At 73.7% G+C, this 19797-nt stretch carries 16 protein-coding genes; 10 read left to right on the forward strand and 6 right to left on the reverse strand.

The genetic code is table 11. The features are described 5' to 3' along the window. Positions 1–20 precede the first annotated feature (20 nt). The 8 genes from P3T35_RS01160 (at position 21) to P3T35_RS01195 (ending at position 9106) form a co-directional block, all read left to right on the forward strand. The gene (locus P3T35_RS01160; protein ID WP_101380954.1) at positions 21–2342 is read left to right on the forward strand and encodes a DNA polymerase III subunit gamma and tau; all 2322 of its coding nucleotides are present in this window, start codon (positions 21–23) and stop codon (positions 2340–2342) included. Between the two features lie 159 nt (positions 2343–2501). Then, positions 2502–2843: a YbaB/EbfC family nucleoid-associated protein gene (locus P3T35_RS01165; protein WP_101380955.1), complete on the forward strand. Its 342-nt coding sequence runs from the start codon at positions 2502–2504 to the stop codon at positions 2841–2843. Positions 2844–3263: 420 nt separating this feature from the next. Then, positions 3264–3863, forward strand: coding sequence for a recombination mediator RecR (gene recR, locus P3T35_RS01170; RefSeq protein WP_101380956.1), 600 nt, complete (start codon positions 3264–3266; stop codon positions 3861–3863). Between the two features lie 88 nt (positions 3864–3951). After that, positions 3952–4596 (forward strand): DUF5063 domain-containing protein, encoded by a 645-nt coding sequence (locus P3T35_RS01175; RefSeq protein WP_101385082.1) that lies wholly within the window; start codon positions 3952–3954, stop codon positions 4594–4596. Between the two features lie 358 nt (positions 4597–4954). Beyond that, positions 4955–6235, forward strand: coding sequence for an aspartate kinase (locus P3T35_RS01180; protein ID WP_101380957.1), 1281 nt, complete (start codon positions 4955–4957; stop codon positions 6233–6235). Positions 6236–6575: 340 nt separating this feature from the next. Then, on the forward strand, positions 6576–7121 hold the full coding sequence (locus tag P3T35_RS01185) for a SigE family RNA polymerase sigma factor (protein ID WP_228718305.1): 546 nt from the start codon (positions 6576–6578) through the stop codon (positions 7119–7121). Beyond that, on the forward strand, positions 7114–8280 hold the full coding sequence (locus P3T35_RS01190; RefSeq protein WP_101380958.1) for a hypothetical protein: 1167 nt from the start codon (positions 7114–7116) through the stop codon (positions 8278–8280). The genes P3T35_RS01185 and P3T35_RS01190 overlap by 8 nt, the downstream gene beginning before the upstream one ends. A 46-nt stretch (positions 8281–8326) precedes the next feature. After that, a complete protein-coding gene (locus P3T35_RS01195; protein ID WP_101380959.1) occupies positions 8327–9106 on the forward strand; it encodes an SURF1 family protein in 780 nt (259 codons plus the stop codon). Between the two features lie 6 nt (positions 9107–9112). Here P3T35_RS01195 and P3T35_RS01200 read toward each other — a convergent pair whose 3' ends face one another. The 3 genes from P3T35_RS01200 to P3T35_RS01210 all read right to left on the reverse strand — a co-directional run bounded on the left by P3T35_RS01200 (position 9113) and on the right by P3T35_RS01210 (position 12843). Continuing rightward, positions 9113–10924, reverse strand: a complete 1812-nt coding sequence (locus tag P3T35_RS01200; RefSeq protein WP_101380960.1) for a prolyl oligopeptidase family serine peptidase — start codon at positions 10922–10924, stop codon at positions 9113–9115. Between the two features lie 47 nt (positions 10925–10971). Then, positions 10972–12396 (reverse strand): MFS transporter, encoded by a 1425-nt coding sequence (locus P3T35_RS01205; RefSeq protein ID WP_280703960.1) that lies wholly within the window; start codon positions 12394–12396, stop codon positions 10972–10974. 78 nt (positions 12397–12474) lie between these two features. After that, positions 12475–12843, reverse strand: coding sequence for a nuclear transport factor 2 family protein (locus P3T35_RS01210; protein WP_101380961.1), 369 nt, complete (start codon positions 12841–12843; stop codon positions 12475–12477). Positions 12844–12944: 101 nt separating this feature from the next. Here P3T35_RS01210 and P3T35_RS01215 point away from each other — a divergent pair, with 101 nt between their 5' ends. After that, on the forward strand, positions 12945–15713 hold the full coding sequence (locus P3T35_RS01215; RefSeq protein WP_101380962.1) for a helix-turn-helix transcriptional regulator: 2769 nt from the start codon (positions 12945–12947) through the stop codon (positions 15711–15713). Positions 15714–15721: 8 nt separating this feature from the next. Here the strand turns inward: P3T35_RS01215 and P3T35_RS01220 are convergent, their stop codons facing one another. The 3 genes from P3T35_RS01220 to P3T35_RS01230 form a co-directional block, all read right to left on the reverse strand. Beyond that, complete coding sequence (locus P3T35_RS01220) at positions 15722–17383, reverse strand: alkaline phosphatase family protein (protein ID WP_101380963.1); 1662 nt, start codon at positions 17381–17383, stop codon at positions 15722–15724. A 243-nt stretch (positions 17384–17626) separates the two neighbouring features. Next, positions 17627–18295 carry a response regulator transcription factor gene (locus P3T35_RS01225; protein ID WP_101380964.1) on the reverse strand — a complete coding sequence of 223 codons (669 nt, stop codon included), beginning with the start codon at positions 18293–18295 and terminating at the stop codon, positions 17627–17629. Further along, complete coding sequence (locus P3T35_RS01230) at positions 18292–19431, reverse strand: histidine kinase (protein ID WP_218976695.1); 1140 nt, start codon at positions 19429–19431, stop codon at positions 18292–18294. Before P3T35_RS01230 ends, P3T35_RS01225 begins: the two co-directional genes overlap by 4 nt. Before the next feature lie 119 nt (positions 19432–19550). On the opposite strand from P3T35_RS01230, the gene P3T35_RS01235 reads away from it, so the two are divergent. Then, entirely contained in the window at positions 19551–19793 is a 243-nt protein-coding gene (locus P3T35_RS01235; protein ID WP_101380965.1) for a hypothetical protein, read from the forward strand. Positions 19794–19797 lie beyond the last annotated feature (4 nt).

Consider the following 19797-nt stretch of genomic DNA (forward strand, 5'->3'; position numbering starts at 1 on the left):
GTCCCGATATCGTCGGTGGCGTGTCCCTAGCTCTGTACCGCCGCTATCGCCCCGAGACCTTCGCCGAGGTCATCGGGCAGGAGCATGTGACCGCTCCGCTTCAGCAGGCCCTGCGCAACAACCGGGTCAACCACGCGTACCTGTTCAGCGGCCCGCGCGGCTGTGGGAAGACGACCAGTGCGCGGATCCTGGCGCGCTGCCTGAACTGCGAGCAGGGGCCGACGCCCACGCCGTGTGGTGAGTGCCAGTCGTGCCGGGACCTGGCGACCGGCGGGCCAGGCTCGATCGACGTGATCGAGATCGACGCCGCCTCGCACGGTGGCGTGGACGACGCACGTGAGCTGCGCGAGCGGGCGTTCTTCGCGCCGGTGCACAGCCGGTACAAGATCTTCATCCTGGACGAGGCGCACATGGTGACCTCGGCCGGCTTCAACGCGCTGCTGAAGGTGGTGGAGGAGCCGCCGGAGCACCTCAAGTTCATCTTCGCCACCACCGAGCCGGAGAAGGTGATCGGGACGATCCGGTCCCGCACGCACCACTATCCGTTCCGGCTGGTCCCGCCGGGCACGCTGCGGGACTACCTGGCGGACGTCTGCCGGCGGGAGGACATCCAGGTCGAGGACACGGTCTTCCCGTTGGTGGTGCGGGCCGGTGCCGGGTCGGTGCGTGACTCGATGTCGGTGATGGACCAGCTGCTGGCCGGCGCCGGGGAGCAGGGGGTCACGTACCAGATGGCCACCGCGTTGCTCGGGTACACCGACTCGGCGCTGCTGGACGAGGTGGTCGACGCCTTCGCCGGGCAGGACGGGGCGACGGTGTTCCAGGTGATCGACCGGGTGGTCGAGGGCGGGCACGATCCGCGCCGGTTCGTGACGGACCTGCTGGAGCGGCTGCGCGACCTGGTGATCCTGGCCACAGTGCCGGACGCGGGGGAGAAGGGGCTGATCGACGCCCCGGCCGACCGGGTCGCGGTGATGCAGGCGCAGGCCGAGCGGTTCGGGGCGGCCGACCTGAGCCGGGCCGCCGACATCGTCAACACCGGGCTGACCGAGATGCGCGGCAACGCTGCGCCCCGGCTGCAACTGGAGCTGATCTGCGCCCGGGTGATGCTGCCGGGGGCGTACCAGGACGAGCTGTCGCTGATGGCCCGGGTGGACAAGCTGGAGCGCCGCGCCACGCTGGGGGGCGGGCAGGGGCTTGCGGGGGTGGCGGCGGCCGTCCCGGCGGCTGCGCCTGCTGCGCCCGCCATGCCTGTCGCGCCCGCCGTGCCTGCTGCGCCGGCCGAGCCGCTGCAGGTGCAGGCTCAGGTTCCGCAGGTTCAGCCTCCGCAGGTTCAGGCGCCGCCGGTGCAGAGTCAGCCGATGCCGGCTCAGGCGGCCGCACCTCAGCAGTCCGCCCCCGGCGCCTGGCCGATCCCGCGCAGCTTCCCCGCCGCCGGGGCGCCCGCCGCCCCCGCCGCCCCCGCCCCGGCGGCCGCACCCGCACCCGCGCCTGCCCCGGCACCCCAGCAGCCGCCGCAGCAACCGCAGCAGCAGCCCCAGCAGTCGCCGCAGCAGGCGGCGCCGAGCCCGCAGGGCCAGCAGGGTGCCGCTCAGGTGCGCCAGTTGTGGCCGCAGGTGCTGGAGGCGGTGAAGAACCGCCGCCGCTTCACCTGGATCCTGCTCAGCCAGAACGGCCAGGTGGCCGGTTTTGACGGCAGCACGCTCCAGGTCTCGTTCATCAATGCGGGGGCCCGCGACAGCTTCGTCTCCAGCAACAGCGACGAGGTGCTGCGCCAGGCGCTGGCGGACGCCCTCGGGGTGGACTGGCGGGTCGAGTGCATCGTCGACCCCTCGGGCGGGGCGGGCAACGCTCCCGCGCCGCAGGCTCCGCCGAGCGGCGGGGGCGCCGGGGGTGGCTGGGGCACGTCGCGGCCGCAGCCGGCCGCGACGGCCACGGCGGTCGGCGGCCACCAGGCGGGCCAGGGCGGTTTCGGCGCACCGCCGGCGGCTCCGGGAGCGCCTTCAGCGGGCCAGCCGCAGGCCGCCCCGGTACAGCCGGCGCCGCAGATCCAGGCACCTGTCCAGGCGCCGGTCCAGGCCCTGGCGCCCGCCCAGGCGTACCCCCCTGCCCGGACCTCACCGCCCCCCGCCGGGGCGCAGCCCGCAGCCGGGGGAGCCGCGGCGCCCCAGCCGCCGGCCCCCGACGACGAGTACCCGGACGACTTCCCGCCCGAGGACTACCCGATGGAGGCGCACCCGGACGTGCCGTCCGGCCCGCCCACCCAGGGGCCGTCGGGCGAGGAGCTGATCATGCGGGAGCTGGGCGCCACCGTGCTGGAGGAGATCCAGCATGGCAGCTGAGAAGTTGAGCACCCGAGCAGCTGACCAGTCCGGGCAGCTGGGCCATTGGGCAACCGGGCAACCGGGTAGCCGAGCAGTCGCCGGACGACGGCCCGGGGCGGTCAGGACATAGGCTCGGCATGAAGGTGTCCGAAGCAGATCAGTCAGGAGAGTGACCCCGTGTTCCCTGGTGGCGGGCAGCCCAACATGCAGGCGCTGCTGAAGCAGGCCCAGAAGATGCAGCAGGACCTCGCCAAGGCTCAGCAGGAGCTGGCCGAGGCGCGGCTGACCGGTTCGGCGGGCGGCGGTCTGGTGGAGGCGACGGTGACCGGTAGCGGTGAGCTGACCGCGCTGAAGATCTCCCCGCAGGCCGTGGACCCGGAGGACACCGAGACCCTGGCGGACCTGGTGCTCGCCGCCGTCCGCGACGCCAGCGCGGCCGCGCAGAAGCTGCAGGCCGAGCGGATGGGCCCGCTGACCCAGGGCCTGGGCGGCGGCGGCATCCCGGGTCTCCCGTTCTGACCGTTCTGACCGTTCTGACCGTTCTGACGCTCAGCCGGTAGCCGAGCGGGCGCCGAGTGCCCGCCCCCGGACCCCGGCAGGGCGCACCCGATGGCCCGCCCCCGAGCGCCGACGGGCCCACCCCAGCGCCCGCAAGGCGCACCCGGGCGGGCCCCGCGGCCACGGAGGCGACGGCCCCAGGAGCGGCCGCAACAGCGCTCCCCGCGTGCTCAAAGAGCGTTCAAAGAGCGCTCGGGGAGCACTCGGGGAGCGCTCGACGAAAGCGCTCAAAGAAGCAGCACAAGATCTGAACAACTAAAGATCAGGTCTGAACGTTTGACGACTTCAGGGCGCCGGGCGCTGTGCCCGGCGCCCCGATCGTTGGATGATGAGGACGAACACGACGACCGGCGCGACCAGCGCGGCAAGGAAGGCGGAGCGGTGTACGAGGGCGTGGTGCAGGATCTGATCGACGAGCTGGGCCGGCTGCCCGGTGTCGGTCCCAAGAGCGCCCAGCGGATCGCCTTCCACATCCTGCAGGCCGACCCCGTCGACGTCCGCCGGTTGGCGCACGCACTGCTGGAGGTCAAGGAGCGCGTGCGCTTCTGCGTGACCTGCGGGAACGTGGCCGAAGCCGAGCAGTGCCGGGTCTGCCAGGACCCGCGGCGCGATCTGACGGTGATCTGCGTGGTCGAGGAGCCGAAGGACGTGGTGGCGATCGAGCGGACCCGGGAGTTCCGCGGCCGCTACCACGTGCTGGGGGGCGCGATCAGTCCGATCGAGGGTGTCGGCCCTGACGACCTGCGGATTCGCGAGCTGCTGGTCCGGCTCTCCGATGGGACGGTCGGCGAGCTGATCCTGGCCACAGACCCCAACCTGGAGGGGGAGGCGACCGCCACCTATCTGGCCCGGCTGTGCAAGCCGATGGGCTTGAAGGTGACTCGGCTGGCGAGCGGTCTGCCCGTCGGCGGGGACTTGGAGTATGCCGACGAGGTCACCCTCGGCCGGGCCTTCGAAGGGAGACGACTGCTCGATGTCTGAGATTTCTGAGATGTCTGGAATGTCCAGGGTATCCGGAGGATCCGGGAAGTCCGGAGCATCCGGGATGTCCGAGAACCCTGGCCTGCAGATGCCCGAGAACCTGCAGATGCCCGAGAACCTGCCGGAGCCCGACGACTTCGCGGTGCAGATCGCGGACTCGGTCAAGAGCTTCGTGGTCGCGGTCACCGAGATCGCCAAGGGCGACGAGCCGGGCAGCGCGATCTCCCTGCTGCTCCTGGAGGTTTCCCAGCTGCTGCTGGCCGGCGGGCGGCTCGGCGCGGTCGAGGACGTGGTGCCGGACGACCGGTTCGAGCCGGATGCCGGCCCCGAGCCGGACGGTGTGGAGCTGCGCGAGAACCTGGCGGAGCTGCTGGCCCCGATCGACGTCTACCACGAGGTGTTCGACCCGTACGGCCCGCCGGAGCGCCCGAACGCCTTCCGGATCTCGGACGACCTGGCCGGCGTGGTGAGCGACCTGCGCCACGGGCTGACGCACTACGAGGAGGGCCGGGTCAGCGAGGCGCTCTGGTGGTGGCAGTACTCCTACCTGTCCACCTGGGGCTCGACCTGCACGGCGGTGCTGCGGGCGCTGCAGTCGCTGATCGCGCACGTGCGGATGGACAGCCCGATCGGCGCGGTGCCGGACGGCGCGGACACCGATGACGACGGCCTGACCGATGAGCAGCTGGAGCAGCAGGCCGGCGACCTGATGGCAGCCGAGCTGGGGATCTGATCCGGGTTGAAACCCTGAAGGCATCCCCCGGTGCCCCCGGTGCCCCGCCGAACCCGTCATCCGCGGAATTGTCGGAAGAAATCTTCGCGCGGATATTTCCAGCGGTGCCCGGCTCTCGGCGCGAAATTCTTCTCCGGGGGTGCCCGACCCTCCGCAGACCTGCCCGTTCACCCGTCTGCTGGGCGTTCAACTCGTGAAATGGCAGTCTCATCATATGGAAAGCGTCGGATGGGCCGCCCCTGCTCGCTAGACTGGCGAACGACCGCAGTACCCCCTGCCCAAGGGGGTCTGGGGGGATCGGGCGGCGCCACCCGCGTCGGGCACCACCCCCCGAAGACGACTTAGTCGAGGAGCGCACGTGGGCCTTGTCGTGCAGAAGTACGGCGGCTCATCCGTTGCGGATGCCGAGGGCATCAAGCGCGTAGCCCGTCGAATTGTCGACACCAAGAAGGCCGGCCATGAGGTCGTCGTCGTGGTGTCCGCGATGGGCGACACGACGGACGAGCTCATCGAACTCGCCGAGCAGGTTTCCCCGATTCCTGCCGGCCGTGAGTTCGACATGCTGCTGACCGCTGGAGAGCGGATCTCCATGGCCCTGCTGGCGATGGCGATCAAATCCCTGGGACACGAGGCCCAGTCCTTCACGGGCAGCCAGGCCGGTGTGATCACCGACCAGGTCCACAACAAGGCGCGCATCATCGACGTCACGCCCGGCCGGATCCGCTCCGCGCTGGATGACGACAACATCGCCATCGTGGCCGGGTTCCAGGGCGTCTCGCAGGTCAGCAAGGACATCACCACGCTGGGCCGCGGCGGCTCGGACACCACCGCGGTGGCGCTGGCAGCGGCCCTCAAGGCCGAGGTCTGCGAGATCTACACCGACGTGGACGGCGTCTTCACCGCCGATCCCCGGGTGGTCAAGAAGGCGCGCAAGATCGACTGGATCGGCTACGAGGACATGCTCGAGCTGGCGTCCTCCGGGTCGAAGGTGCTGTTGGACCGCTGTGTGGAGTACGCGCGGCGCTACAGCATCCCGATCCACGTACGATCGTCCTTCTCCGGTCTACCGGGGACCATCGTCAGCAACACCAACCCGAACGAGCCCGAAGGGGGCGAGATGGAGCAGGCCATCATCTCCGGAGTCGCCCACGACACGTCCGAGGCGAAGGTCACGGTCGTCGGCGTCCCCGACAAGCCGGGCGAGGCCGCCCGGATCTTCCGCGCCATCGCAGACGCCGAGGTCAACATCGACATGGTGGTGCAGAACGTCTCCGCCGCCTCGACCGGGTTGACCGACATCTCCTTCACGCTGCCCAAGACCGAGGGCCAGAAGGCGATCGACGCACTCGGCCGGGTCAAGGAGGGCATCGGCTACGAGTCGCTGCGCTACGACGACGCGATCGGCAAGATCTCGCTGGTCGGCGCCGGCATGCGGTCCAACCCCGGGGTCACCGCGACCTTCTTCGAGGCGCTCTCCGAGGCCGGTGTGAACATCGAGCTGATCTCCACCTCGGAGATCCGGATCTCGGTGGTCACCCGGGCCGAGGACGTGCCCGAGGCGGTCCGCGCCGTGCACAGCGCCTTCGGGCTGGACAGCGACTCCGACGAGGCCGTCGTCTACGGCGGGACCGGACGGTAGCCGTCGCGGCGCAGACGATGACCGCCGCGGCGGCCGAACCGGCCGCTGGGACGCTGACCGTCTCGGCGGGTTAGCCGTCACTGCGGCGGAACCCGGCCTCCTGAGGTCACCCCGGGCCGTCCCCTGGTCGCTTTTGACCCGGTTTCGACATGCTTTCGGAACGCGGCCCCCTTCCTGGTGGAGGGGGCCGCGTTGGGTACGGAAGAATGTCGGTCGAACGGGGCAACCCTGAGGGGGGATCAAGTGTCCAACGGGCGTGACAGACCTGGCAGTGGTGGGTGCGGTAGCGAGGCCGTCCCGAGTGCGCCCAGCCCCGCAGAGCGGCGTGCGCTCGGATCCCGTGCGGCGACCCGTTGAGGCGGAGGTGACGACGGCGGCAACCGAGGCGGTCGGCGCGAGCGTCGACCTGCTGACCACCACTTACCAGGCCCATTACCGCTCGCTGCTGCGGCTGGCCGCGCTGCTCCTCGACGACCAGTCCTCCTGCGAGGACGTGGTGCAGGAGGCGTTCATCCGGGTGCACTCGGCCCGGCGGCGGGTACGGGAGCCGGAGAAGATCCTCGCTTATCTCCGGCAGACCGTGGTCAACCTCTCGCGCAGCACGCTGCGGCGGCGGATCCTCGGGCTGCGCCTGCTGCCCAAGCCGATGCCTGACATGGCCAGTGCAGAAGAGGGTGCCTACGATGCACTGGAACGCGACCAGTTGAAGGCCGCGCTGCAGCGCCTGCAGCGCCGCCAGCGGGAGGTCCTGGTGCTGCGCTACTACGCGGACCTGACGGAGGCCCAGGTCGCCGAGGTACTGGGGGTCTCGGTGGGTGCGGTCAAGGCCTATGGCTCACGCGGCCTGGCGGCCCTTCGGGTGCTGATGGAGAGCGGTCATGACTGAGGAGCAGGTCGACGGGGCAGGCGCGGTGCCCGCGTCGCGCGGCCCGGAGCCGGAGCCCAGCTCGGGCGAGGAGCAGGCGGTGCGGGCACTGCTGCACCGCGCGGTGGCCGAGGTCCAGCCGGCGCCCGACGCGCTGGCCCGGATCCGCCGTGCCGTGCCGGCCCGCCGGGCCCGCTACCGGCAGGCCTGGACGGGGGCGGCGGTGATCGTGGCCCTGACGGCGGTCGCGGTGCCCACCCTGAACGGGCTCGGCGCACTGCAGCTCTCCGACGGCTCGGCGCCCGGTGCGGCCGCCCAGGCCGGCACCGAGGCGGCCCGGTCCGGTGGCGGCGCGGTGCAGCGCAGCACCGGGCCGGCCGTGCCGGTGCCGGTGCCCGGCGACGGCTCGGCCAGCCCGGTCGGCGCCAGCGCGGCGCCGACCGCCGCCGGCCAGTCGGCCTCGCCCAGCAGCAGCGCCTCGGGCCCGTCGGCACCGGCCGGTGCCACCGCGCCGCCCAGCACGGCGCCCGCCTGCGCCCGGACCGACCTGGGCGGCGCCACCGTGACGACCGGACAGGCCGACGCCACCGGGCGGGTCTACGGCGCGTTCACCGTGACCAATGTCTCCGGCCACCCCTGCCTGCTCGGCGACCCCGGGACGCTCGGCGCGATGGTCAGCGGCGGCGGTGCGGTCCAGGTGGTGCCGCACACCGCCGGCGACCCGGCGCCAAACCTGCCGCCGCCCGCGCCGGACAGCCCGCGGCTGCTGGCCGCCGGGGCGAACTACCGCATGGTGTTCGCCTGGGTGCCGGACGCGGTCTGCCCGAGCACCGGGCCGGCCCCGCAGGCGACGGGCAGCGGCCAGCCCACCTCGGCCGGCTCGAGCCCGAGCAGCGCGGCCTCCGCGGGCGCCGTCAGCGGGGCCGGAGCGCAGCCGGGTGGCGCCCGGGCAGCCGCGCCCTCCCCGGCGTCCGGGGCCGACGGCGGCGGCACCGCCGGGCCCACCGGGCAGCCGGCCCCGCCCGCCTCGGCATCCGCGACCCCGCCGCCCTCGCCCGCGGTCACGCCGGGCACCCTGGCCCTGAGCTACCGCCCGCTGGGGGCGGCACCGGACGCGGCGAGCGCCACCATCGGCGCGGTCTGCGGCGGCGGCACGGTGTACCGGGCCGCCGTCCAGTAGTGCCCCCTGCGCGAAGGCCAAACGTCATGGTGGTTACCGTGGTGGTGTGTACCGGTTCCTCCTGACTCCGCGATGGCTCGGCAGTACCGTCCTCGCGGTCGCCGCCATCGTGGCCTGCCTCTGGCTGGGCAGCTGGCAGCTGAGCCGGTTCGAGGCCCGGGTGACCCCGCAGCACGCCGCCAACGCCGGCACCGGGCCGACGGCCGCCGCGAGCCCGCTGGACACCGTGCTGCCCGGCCCGGCGGCCAAGGTCAGCACGGTCACCGTCGGCCACCCGGTGACCGTGACCGGCAGCTACGACCCGGCGCACCAGCTGGCCGTGCCCAACCGCACGGTGGACAACCGCCAGGGCTACTACCTGTTCACTCCGCTGCGCACCGCCGACGGCCGGGCCGTGGCGGTGGTGCGCGGCTGGCTGCCCGGCGCACCGGGGGCGCAGCTGCCCGCGCCGCCGAGCGGGCAGCAGACCGTCAGCGGCCGGCTGCAGGCACCGGAGAGCAGCGACACCTCGGGTGCGGTGGCCGGCGGGCTGCCGGCCGGGCAGCTGGGCATGATCAGCCCGGCGTCGCTGGTCAACCTGCTGCCGTACCCGGTGTATGACGGCTGGGTGGCCGCCGATGACGTGCCGGCCGGGATGACCGCCGTGCCCACCGCGCAGCCGTCGGGTGGCGACGGGCTGACCGCCCGGGCGTTCCAGAACCTCGGCTACACCCTGGAGTGGTTCGTCTTCGCCGGGTTCGTCGGCTTCATGTGGTTCCGGCTGGCCCGCCGGGAGGCGGAGGCGGCCCAGGACCGGGCGCTGGGCCTCGACCCGGTCCTGGAGTAGCGACCGCTACCCGCCGAGGTGGCGGCGGACGAAGTCCAGCTCCAGCCGCAGTTGCTTGATCCGCTCCTCGACCACCAGCGAGCCGTGGCCGGCGTCGTAGCGGTACACCTCGTGCGGGACGCCGAGCTCGTCGAGCCGGGTCACGTAGTTGTCGATCTGCCGGATCGGGCAGCGCGGGTCGTTGACGCCGGCGCTGATGTAGACCGGCACCCGGACCTTCTCGACGTAGCTCAGCGGCGAGGAGGCGTGCCAGCGCTCCGGCACCTCCTCGGGGGTGCCGCCGAACAGCGTGCGGTCCAGCGACCGCAGCGCCTCCATCTCGTCCGCGTAGGCGGTCAGGTAGTCGGCGACCGGGACCGCGGCCAGGCCCAGCGACCAGGCGTCCGGCTGCACGCCGAGCCCGAGCAGGGTCAGGTAGCCGCCCCAGGAACCTCCGGAGAGCACCAGCCGCTCCGGGTCGGCCAGACCGGCGCCCACCGCCCAGTCGCGCACCGCGCCGATGTCCTCCAGTTCGATCAGACCGACCCGCTCCTTCAGCGCGTCGGTCCACGCCTGGCCGTAGCCGGTGGAGCCGCGGTAGTTGACCCGGACCACCGCGAAGCCGTGGTCCAGCCAGGCGGCCGGACCGGCGGCGAAGGCGTCGCAGTCGTGGTGGGTCGGCCCGCCGTGCACCTCGAAGACGGTGGGGAACGGGCCGTCGCCGACCGGGCGCTGCACCAGGGCGTGCACCCGGCCGCCCGGGCCGTCCACCCAGACGTCCTCGACCGGCACCGAGCCGGGCGGCACCGGACCGGCCGCCCGCAGCACCACCCGTCCGGCGGTGGAGCGGACCACCGACGGCTCGGCGGCCGACGACCACAGGTACTCGACGGTGCCGTCCGGGCGCGGCGAGGCGCCGGCCACGGTGCCGCGCGGGGTGTCCAGGCGGGTCAGCACGCCGGTGGCCAGGTCGTAGCTGAACAGCTCGCTGCGGGCCTCGTACTCGTGCTCCACCAGCAGGGCGGTGGCATCGGGCCGCCACTGGGCGGAGACGTCGCCGGGCAGCGGGCGGCCGTCCTCGGTGCGCAGCTCCAGCTCGGTCTCGGTGCCGGTCAGCGGGTCCCAGAGGATCGGCTCCCAGCGGCCCCGGCGCTGGTGGGCGAGGAGCAGCCGGCCGTCACCGGGGACCGGGGCGAAGCCCAGGCAGGCCAGCCCTCGCGGCTCCTGACGGCCCGTCACCTCGTCGAGCTCGGCGACGGTCCGGCCGTCCGCGGTGGCGACCACCCGGATCGCGTTGTGCATCGCGTCGCCGTGCTCGGTGTGGTCGATGGCGAGCAGCGTGCCGTCGTGCGAGAGGTCGCCGACCCCGCCGTACTCGGCGTGCCGGTAGATCTCCACGGCCTCGGTGGCACCGGGGCGCAGCAGGTGCAGGGTGGTGCCGTCCTCGTCGGTGGAGCGGCCGACCACCACGGTGCCGTCCCGGCCGAGCGCCAGACCGGCCTCGTAGGAGGGGGTCAGGCCCGGCACGGCCGGCTCGTCGGCGCCGCCCTCGAACGGCTGGCGGCGCCAGATGCCGAACTCGTCGCCGTCGGTGTCGTCGAACCACCAGATCCAGGCGCCGTCGGGGGAGAGCGCGGCGTCGGTGGTGCCGTGCGGCCGGTCGGTGACCTGGCGATGGCTGCCGGTGGCCCGGTCCCAGGCGTAGACCTGGTAGGTGCCGGTCGTGTTCGACACGTACAGCGAACGGTCGGGGGCGTCGTCCGCCCAGTCGGGGAGGGACACGCGTGCCGCCCGGAAGCGCTGCTCCCAGGCGGGCACGTCGTTCTTCTCGCTACTCATCCGAGTCACTCTGGCACGGGAGCCCTCGGGCTGGTCAACAGGGGCTCTCAGTTGTTCGGCTTCCGGTCGACCCCCGGCAGGGCCTGGACCAGCAGGGCCAGCAGCAGCTCCAGGGCCACCAGGGCCAGCAGGCTGAGGCTGAAGGCGTGGCTGAAGCCGTGCCGCAGGCTGCTGTAGAAGAGGTTGCCGAGCAGCGCGATCCCGAGCGCGCCGCCGACCTGCTGGACGGTGGCGAGCACCCCGGCCGCCGAGCCGACCAGCTGCGGGCGCACCCCGCCGAGCACGGTGCTGGTCAGCGGGCCGATCACCAGGCCCATGCCGAGGCCGTCGACGAACAGGCCGGGCGCCAGCCACCAGGCGCTGCCCGAGGTGCCGACCTCGGCCGCGGTGACCGCCATCAGGCCCAGGCCCGCGGCGAGCACCACCGCGCCGAGCGCGATCGCCTGCCGGCCCAGCCGGGCGGCCACCCGGGGCGCGGCGACGGAGGTGATCAGGTAGCCGCCGCCGATCGCCGTGAAGAGCAGGCCGGAGTTGAGGGCGTTCAGCCCGTGGCCCTGCTGCAGGAAGACGGCCAGCACCAGGAAGAACGAGCCCTGACCGAGGTTGAAGACCAGCTGGGCCAGCGAGCCCAGGCCCGCCGCGCGGTCCCGCAGCACCCGGAAGTCGACCACCGGGTCGACGGCGAACCGGCGCTGGTGCACCGCGAAGCCGGCGAAGAGCAGCGCCGAGCCGGCCAGGCAGAGCCAGGTCCACAGCGGCCAGCCCTGCGCCTGGCCCTGGATCAGCGGCAGCACCAGGGTGGTGACGGCGGCGGTGACCAGCGCGGCGCCCGGCAGGTCGAGCCGCTGCTTCTGCGGGGCCCGGGACTCGGGGACGCAGCGGCGCACCATCGCCAACGTGGCCAGGCCCACCGGCAGGTTGATCAGGAAGCAGCTGCGCCAGCCGAGGCCGAACAGGTCGGCCTGGATCAGCAGGCCGCCGATCAGCTGGCCGAGCACCGCGCCGATGCCCATCGTCATGGCGTAGGAGCCGAACGCCTTGGCCTGCGCCGGGCCGGTGTAGGCGGTGCGCAGGATGGCCAGCACCTGGGGGCCGGTCAGCGCGGCGGCCAGGCCCTGCGCCACCCGGGCGGCGACCAGCACCCCGGCGGTGGGGGCCAGGCCGCAGGCGGCCGAGGTGACGGTGAAGAGCACCAGGCCGAGGGCGAACATCCGGCGCCGCCCGAACCGGTCGCCGAGCCGGCCGGCGGTGACCAGGCCGGCCGCCAGGGCCAGGCCGAAGCCGGCGACCACCCATTGGACGGCGGTGGGGCCGGCCCGCAGGCCGGTCTGTAGCGACGGTATGGCCACGTTGACGATGAAGAAGTCCAGGGTGGTCATGAAGGTGGCGGTGAGCACCACCGGGAGCAGGCCGCGCGGGGCCGGTGCGGGGGTGTCGACGACGGGGAGGGGGCGGGACAGGGTGGTGGCCACGGGGGGCTCCTATCTGGGTGCTTCCGGCGGGGGCGGGCGCCGGCGCTGGCCGGCCGGCGCCCGCAGGGGGGTGGGGGGTCAGGCGGACGGGACCTTGTCGAGGAAGCCGAGCACGGAGGCGATCCGGCCCTCCTCGTCGGCCACCAGCACGTCGAAGCCGACCACCAGGGGCTCGGCGCCGGCCGGGCCGAGGTTCCAGGTGAACCGGGCCTGCTGGTGGTGGGCGTCCACGCCACCCTCGCCGAGGCTGAACTCCAGGCCGGGGAACTGGGCCTGGACGGCGCCGATGGTGGCGTCGATCGCGTCCCGTCCGGCGGCCTCGACCAGCGGGTCGGTGTAGCCGGCGTCGGCGGCCCAGTAGGTGTCGATCAGCTTGCGGCGCTCGGTGGGGTCGGCGGTGTTCCAGGTGGCGATGTACTGCTCGGCCAGCTGCTGAAGGGTGCTCATCTCGGTTCTCCTGTCGGTTTGTTGCGGCTCGTTCTTGCTGGTCATGACGTTAGGCAAGATGCGCGGCGGCCGAATCGGTCAGTCATAGGTAGGCTGCGGGCATGCTGTACGGACGGGCGGGGGAGCAGGCATCCGTCGATGCGCTGCTGGCGGCGGCGCGGCAGGGGCGCAGCGGGGTGCTGGTGCTGCGCGGCGAGCCGGGGATCGGCAAGAGTGCGCTGCTGGAGTACGCGGCCGAGCGGGCCGACGGGTTCCGGGTGATCCGGGCGACCGGGGTGGAGTACGAGGCCGATCTGCCGTTCGCCGGGCTGCAGTTGCTGCTGAGCCCGGCGCTGGCGCGGCTCCCGGTGCTGCCCGCGCCGCAGCGGCGGGCGCTGGAGGCGGCGTTCGGGTTGGCCGAGGGCGGCGGGTTGACCGAGCGCCTGCTCAGCGCGCTCGGCACGCTCGGCCTGCTCGCCGAACTGGCCGCCGAGACCCCGCTGCTCTGCCTGGTGGACGATGCGCAGTGGCTGGACCGCTCGTCGGCCGACGCCCTGCTACTGACGGCCCGTCGGCTGGATCGCGAGGGTGTGGTGCTGCTCTTCGCGGCCCGGGACGGCGAAGGGGAGTTCAGTGCGCCCGGGCTGCCCGAACTGCGGCTGGAGCCGCTCGACCCTTCCGCGGCCGCCGAGTTGCTGGCGGCCCGGGCCCAGACGGCGGACGGCTCGGCGGCCGACGCCGGCCTGCGCTACCGGGTGCTGGCCGAGGCCCGGGGCAACCCGCTGGCGCTGACCGAACTGCCCGCCGCCGCGGCGGCCGGACCGGTGGGCAGCGAGGGCCCGGTGCCGCTCACCGGCCGGCTGCGGGAGGCCTTCCTCGGCCAGGTGGCCCGGCTGCCCGCGCCGACCAGGACGCTGCTGCTGGTGGCCGCTGCCGAGGAGCAGGGCGAACTGGCCATCGTGCTGCGGGCGGCCGAGGGCCTGGGGGCCGGGGCCGCCGACCTGCCGCCCGCCGAGCAGGCCGGGCTGCTGCGCCGCACCCCGGGGGACGGCCGACTGGCACTGCGGCATCCGCTGCTACGCGCCGCGATCCTCGAAGTCGCCGGGCTGGAAGAGAAGTTGGCTGTCCATCGGGTGCTGGGGGCGGTGCTGCTGGCGAACGGCCAGGAGGATCGCGGTAGTTGGCACCTGGCGCTGGCCACCACCGGTCAGGACGCCGAGCTGTCCGCCGCGTTGGAGCGGGCCGGCCATCGGGCCGCCGACCGGGCCGGCCACTCCGGGGCGGCGGCGGCCTTCGAGCGGGCCGCCCGGCTGGCCTCGGACCGGGAGAGCGCGACCCGCTGCCTGACCCTGGCAGCCGAGGCCGCGCTGGACGCCGCGCAGGCCCAGCGGGCCAGGGAGCTCGCCGAGCGGGCCGCCAAGCTCACCGAAGAGCCCTTCGTGCTGGCCGTGCTGGAGTGGGTGCGGGGCACCGCCGCCTTCTGGCGCGGCGATTACCCGGAGGCCCACCGGCTGCTGCTCACCGCGGTCGGGCGCGAGATCGACCAGGCGATCGCGGCCCGGGGGCTGCTGCAGGCCTTCCACACCGCCTGGTACCTCGGTGGCGAGCACGTCCGGGAGGTGCTGCGCCGGCTGGCCGCGCTGCGGCTGCCGGCCGAGGACGCGCTCGGCCCGCTGGTCGGACAGCTCCTCGCGATGGTCGGTCCGGCGTTCGCGGAGGCGGTGCCCGACGCGGGGAAGGTCTCGGCCGACGGCGGTGTGCCCCCGCTGCTGGCCGCCGCCCGAGCGGCCCGGGCCGCCGGCGCGGACAGCCCGCGCGACCTGGTGCAGTTCGCCGGCGCCGCCCTGATCGCCGGGCGGGACGCCGAAACCTTCCTGCTCGCCGATGAGTTGATCACCGAGGCGCGCGCCGCCGGCGCGGTCGGCCTGCTGCCCACGCTGCTCTTCTTCCGCGGCGAGGCCGAGCTCTTCCACGGTCGCCACCGGGACGCCGAGCTGGCCGCCAGTGAGGGGCTGACCCTGGCCAGAGACCTCGGCCAGCCGCAGTGGACCAGCCAACTCGCAGCGCTCGATGCCTACTTGGCCGCTCTTCGGGGCGATGGCGAGCTGGTCGCGACCCGCACCGCCGAGGCACTGGGCGAGGCCGTGACCGCCTGGGGAGCCCCGGCGGCCGGCACCTCCTGGAGCCAATGGGCCCTGGCGGTCCACGACTTGGGGCAGGGCCGGGCCGCCGAGGCGGTCGAGCGGCTGGCCGGGCACACCGCCGGGCCCTACCGCCACCATGTCTCGGCGATCCGCACCGTGCCGGATCTGGTCGAGGCGGCGGTCCGGCTCGGCGCCCCGGAGCGGGCCGAGGCCGCGTTCGAGGAGTTCGCGGCCTGGTCGGCCCGGATCGGCGCTCCGGCCTGGACCAGGGCGCTGGTGCTGCGCTGCCAAGCGCTGCTGGGACCGGCCGAGTTGGCCGAATCCGGCTATCTGGCCGCCCTGGAGCTGCACGAGGGCGCCGACCGGCCGTTCGAACTCGCCCGTACCAGCCTGCTGTTCGGCGAATGGCTGCGCCGCGGCAAGCGCAAGACCGAGGCCCGCGCCAGACTGCGCACCGCCCTGGAGGTCTTCGAGCGGCTCGGCGCCACCCCCTGGGCCGAGCGGGCCCGCACCGAACTGGGCGCCGCGGGTTCCGCCGCGCCGCTGACCGCGCCGGTCGGGCCGCTGGCCGGGCTCACCCCGCAGGAGGAGCAGATCGCCAGGCTCGCGGCGCGGGGGCTCTCCAACCGGGAGATCGCCGCCCAGCTCTTCCTGAGCCCCCGCACCGTCGGCCACCACCTCTACAAGGCGTATCCCAAGCTGGGCATCGCCTCACGCGGTGAACTGGCCGCCCTGCTCTCGGCCTGACGGCTCGTTCACCGGGTCGGCAGCACCCTGGTGTGCTCGTCGCGAACCGCCTGCAGCGACTGCGGGTTGAGGCCGAGCAGCTTCAGAATGGTCGGCGCGATCTGCTTGGTCTGCACCGGGGCCGACTCGCTGCGGTGGCCGGGGGTGCCGGCGCCGGAGACCACCAGCGGCACGTTCAGGTCGTCGGCGTGTGCGCCGCCGTGCTCGGCGACCTTGCCGTGGCCGCCGGTGTACACCACGCCGTACTGTGAGATGCCGAAGATGTCGGGCACCCGGGCGTCGCCCGGCTTGACGCCGAAGTAGTCGGCGGCGTCCTCGCCGGCGTAGACCTTGGTCAGGCCGGAGGCGGTGAAGGCCTTGGGCCTGCCGTTGATGTCGTTGCCGGTGCCGTGCTGGGCGAGCAGGTAGTTCTTGGCGAACGCGGTGGCGGCCGCGGACCGGTCGTTCAGCCAGAGCAGCACGCCGTCGTCGTCCACCGAGTGGGCCACCAGGTCGCCGGCGCCCGGGTGGGCCTGCTTCCAGGCGGCGTTGAGGCCGTCCAGCAGCGGGCCGTCGTCGATCCGGGTGAGCGCCTGCGGGTCGGTGGGCGACTGGCCGTGCTTGGCGGAGAGGATCACCGTGGTGCTCTTGTCCAGGTGCTCCTTGCGCAACTCGTCGGTGAGCGCGCCGACCTGGGCGTTGACGTAGTCCAGCGCCTTGGCCAGCAGCGGGCCGGGCACGTCCTTGGCGGCGTAGCCACCGGTCAGGCCGGCGGTCGAGGGCAGCTTCTGGGCGGTGGAGACGGTCTGGAAGTTCAGGCCGAAGACGGCGGGGACGCCGGCCTTGACGGAGCGGCTGTGGTCGTAGCCGTCGATCTCGTTGAGGACCGCCCGCACCTTGTAACCGTCGTACTGCTGGGTGGCGTTGTTGTCCATGGTCCAGTCGTCGCCGGCCGGGTAGCCGATCGCGGCCGAGTTGATCTCCGGCGCGAACAGGTCGTCGATGCCGTTGCCGGACGGGCCGTTGAGGATGTCGTAGGCGATGTGCTTGTCCGACCAGGCGGTGTGCAGGCCGGCCTGCTTGGCCACGTCGAAGACGGTGTTCACCTGGAGGTAGCTGTGCGGGTAGACCGGCTTGCAGGTGTGCGGGTCGACCGGCAGCTTGCTGGGGTCGATCAACTCCTGGGCGTTGCCGGTCATCCGCAGGATCGAGCCCGGCAGACCGGACAGGCCCTGGCCGGCGTCGATCGAGTTCTTGTTCTTGTCCAGGTCCTCGGTGAGGTCCACCTCGACGCCGGGCTTGGCGCCCTTGCAGTCGGTGGTGCCGGCCGGCAGCAGGGCGGCGTTGTAGGTGTCGTCGTAGTAGACGCCGGTGGTGCCGGGGCCGCCGCCGGTGACCTGGGCGACCATGCCCGGGAACGAGTCCGAGGGGGTGGTGGTGCTGGCATCGGAGTACTGCACACCGCCGTTGACCAGCCGGGCCAGCGCGGACTGCGGGTGCTGGGCGAGGTACCAGCTCAGGTCCGACTGGTGCAGACCGTCGACCGAGATCAGCAGCACGTGCTGGGCGGCTCCGTGCTGGTGGCGGCCGGCCGGGTCGGTGCCGGCGGCGTAGGCCTGGCTGAGCGAGCCGGCGGCCAGCGCACCGGTGGCGCTGAGAACGGCGGCGAGGCGGACGGAGCGTCGGGTCACGGGGGTGTCTCCTGAACTCACGGCGGGGGAGCAGTAGTTGCTGCGTCATGAGTAGTGTCCGGCGGTGTACCGGGGGAAGCGCGGGCATGAACGGTCGGCGAAGCGTCTGCGTGCGGCGCGGGCCGCCATGGCGGACTTCCTTGAATTCGGTACCGCACAGACCGCGTATGACACCCTGGTCACGGCCGCAGCGAACGCGAACCGGCGTGAGCCGATGGGCACATGGGCACCACCGCAGGTGACTCACCCGCCCGGCTCGGCCCCGTCCATCAGGCGGCTCTCCCAGGCCCAGGCGGCGATCTCCACCCGGTTGCGGACGCCGAGTTTCTGCTGGACGGCCGTCAGGTGGCTCTTGACGGTGGAGAGCGAGATGAACAGCTCGGCGGCGATCTCCTGGTTGGTGCGGCCGCGCGCGATGAAGCGGATCACCTCGACCTCGCGGGCGGACAGCGGCCGGGCCGTCGGGGCGGTGGACGCGGTGCGGACGGGGGCCAGTCGGCGGAGCAGCCGCAGGGTGACGGACGGGGAGATCAGCGCGTCGCCGGCGTGCGCGGCGCGCACCGCCTCGATCAGCAGGGCCGGGGCGGCGCCCTTGAGTACGAAGCCGACGGCACCGGCGTGCAACGCGCCGTGCACGTACTCGTCGAGGTCGAAGGTGGTGACGACCACCACCCGGAGCGGATCGGCGACCCCGGGACCCGCCAGGGCGCGGGTCACCTCGATGCCGTCCAGCCGAGGCATCCGGATGTCGACCAGGCAGACGTCCGGCCGTAGCCGGCGGGCCAGTTCGACTGCCTCGGCCCCGTCGGCGGCCTCGCCCACCACCGTGATGTCGTCCTGGTCCTCCAGGATCAGCCGCAGGCCGGAGCGGATCATCGCCTGGTCGTCGGCGAGCAGAACCCGGATGCTCATCGGGGCTCCCGGACCGGCACCGGCAGACTGGCCAGCACCGACCAGCCGCCACCGGGGCGCGGTCCGGCGGTCAGCCGGCCGCCGAGCGCCTCGACCCGTTCCGCCATGCCGATCAGGCCGAACCCGCCCGGCTGCCGGTGCCGGTGCCGGGGGTGGCCGGGCGGGGCGTCGTCGGTGACGGTGACGGTGACGCCCTCCGGGCCCTGGGCGACGTCGACGGTGGCCGAGCGGGCGTGCGCGGCGTGCCGGGCGATGTTGGTCAGCGCCTCCTGGACGATCCGGTGCACCGTGCCGGCCACCTCGGGCGGCCAGGTCGGGGCCGGGTCGGCGGGCAGGCGCAGCCGCACCTCGGGCCCGTGGCCGTCGAACCGCCGCACCAGCTCCGACAGGTGCTCGGGGCCGGGCACCGGGGCCGCCGTGCCGACCGCGTCCTCGGTGTCGCGCAGCAGGCCGACGACCCGGCGCATCGCGGCCAGCGCGTCGCCGCCGGCCTCCTCGATGCCCGCCAGGGTGCCGTCCAGGGTCTCGGGCTGCCGGCGGGCCGTGATCCGGGCGGCCTGCGCCTGGACGACCATGCCGGTGACATGGTGGGCGACCACGTCGTGCAGCTCCCGGGCCAGCGCCAGCCGCTCCTCCCGCCGCACGGCGTCGGCGGCGGCGCAGCGCCGGTAGTCCAGGAAGCGCAGCCCGAGCCCGGCACCGAGGGCCAGCACCCAGGCCTGGCTGCCGACCCGGAACGGGGTGCTCGGCGCCGCGGAGGTCAGCAGGCCGGTGATCATCAGCGCCAGCCCGGCCAGGGCGGTGCCGACGGCCGACCGCCAGGGCAGCGTCCGCAGCGCGGAGCCGCCGAGCACCAGCAGGCCGAGCACCGCGGCGGGGCCGGGCTCGCCGGGCAGGTGGGCGAGCCGCGCGGTGATCGCGGCGGCACCGGCGACGACCAGGCCCAGGGCGGCGGCCCGGCCCCGGTCGCGGTCCCGGCCGAGCGCGATCAGGCAGACGACCGTGCCGACCGCTGCGTCGAAGCCCCAGACCCGGCCCTGAGCGGCGTACTGAGCGGCCATCAGCGCCAGCACCAGCGCGAACAGCACCCCCAGCGCCGCGTTGACCGCCTGCCCCGTGCGCACCGTTGTCTTCACCTCGCCCACGCTAGGGGATGCCGCCGGCCATCGAACCAGCCGAAAGTACGACTCGGCAGGGCCAGGACCGTACCTTCGGCCGCTGCGGCGCCCGCGGCCCGGCCAGCAGGCTCTTGGCCATGGCACTTTCCACATCCCTGGCGCTGGCTTCCGCTCTGGCCGAGAACACCGCTCTGGCCGAGAACACCGCTCTGGCCGGGAGCACCGCTCTGGCCGGGAGCACCGCTCTCGCCGAGAAGACCGAGCGCAGTCCGCTGCTGTACGCCTGGCTGACCGTCCAGGTGGCGTTCCTCCTCGCCCTCGGTTACGGCGCCTACCGGCTCGTCAGGGCCTGGCGCGCCAACCGGCGTTCGCGCGGCTGACCCC

It is taken from the genome of Kitasatospora sp. GP30 (assembly GCF_029892145.1).
Classification (GTDB): domain Bacteria; phylum Actinomycetota; class Actinomycetes; order Streptomycetales; family Streptomycetaceae; genus Kitasatospora; species Kitasatospora acidiphila.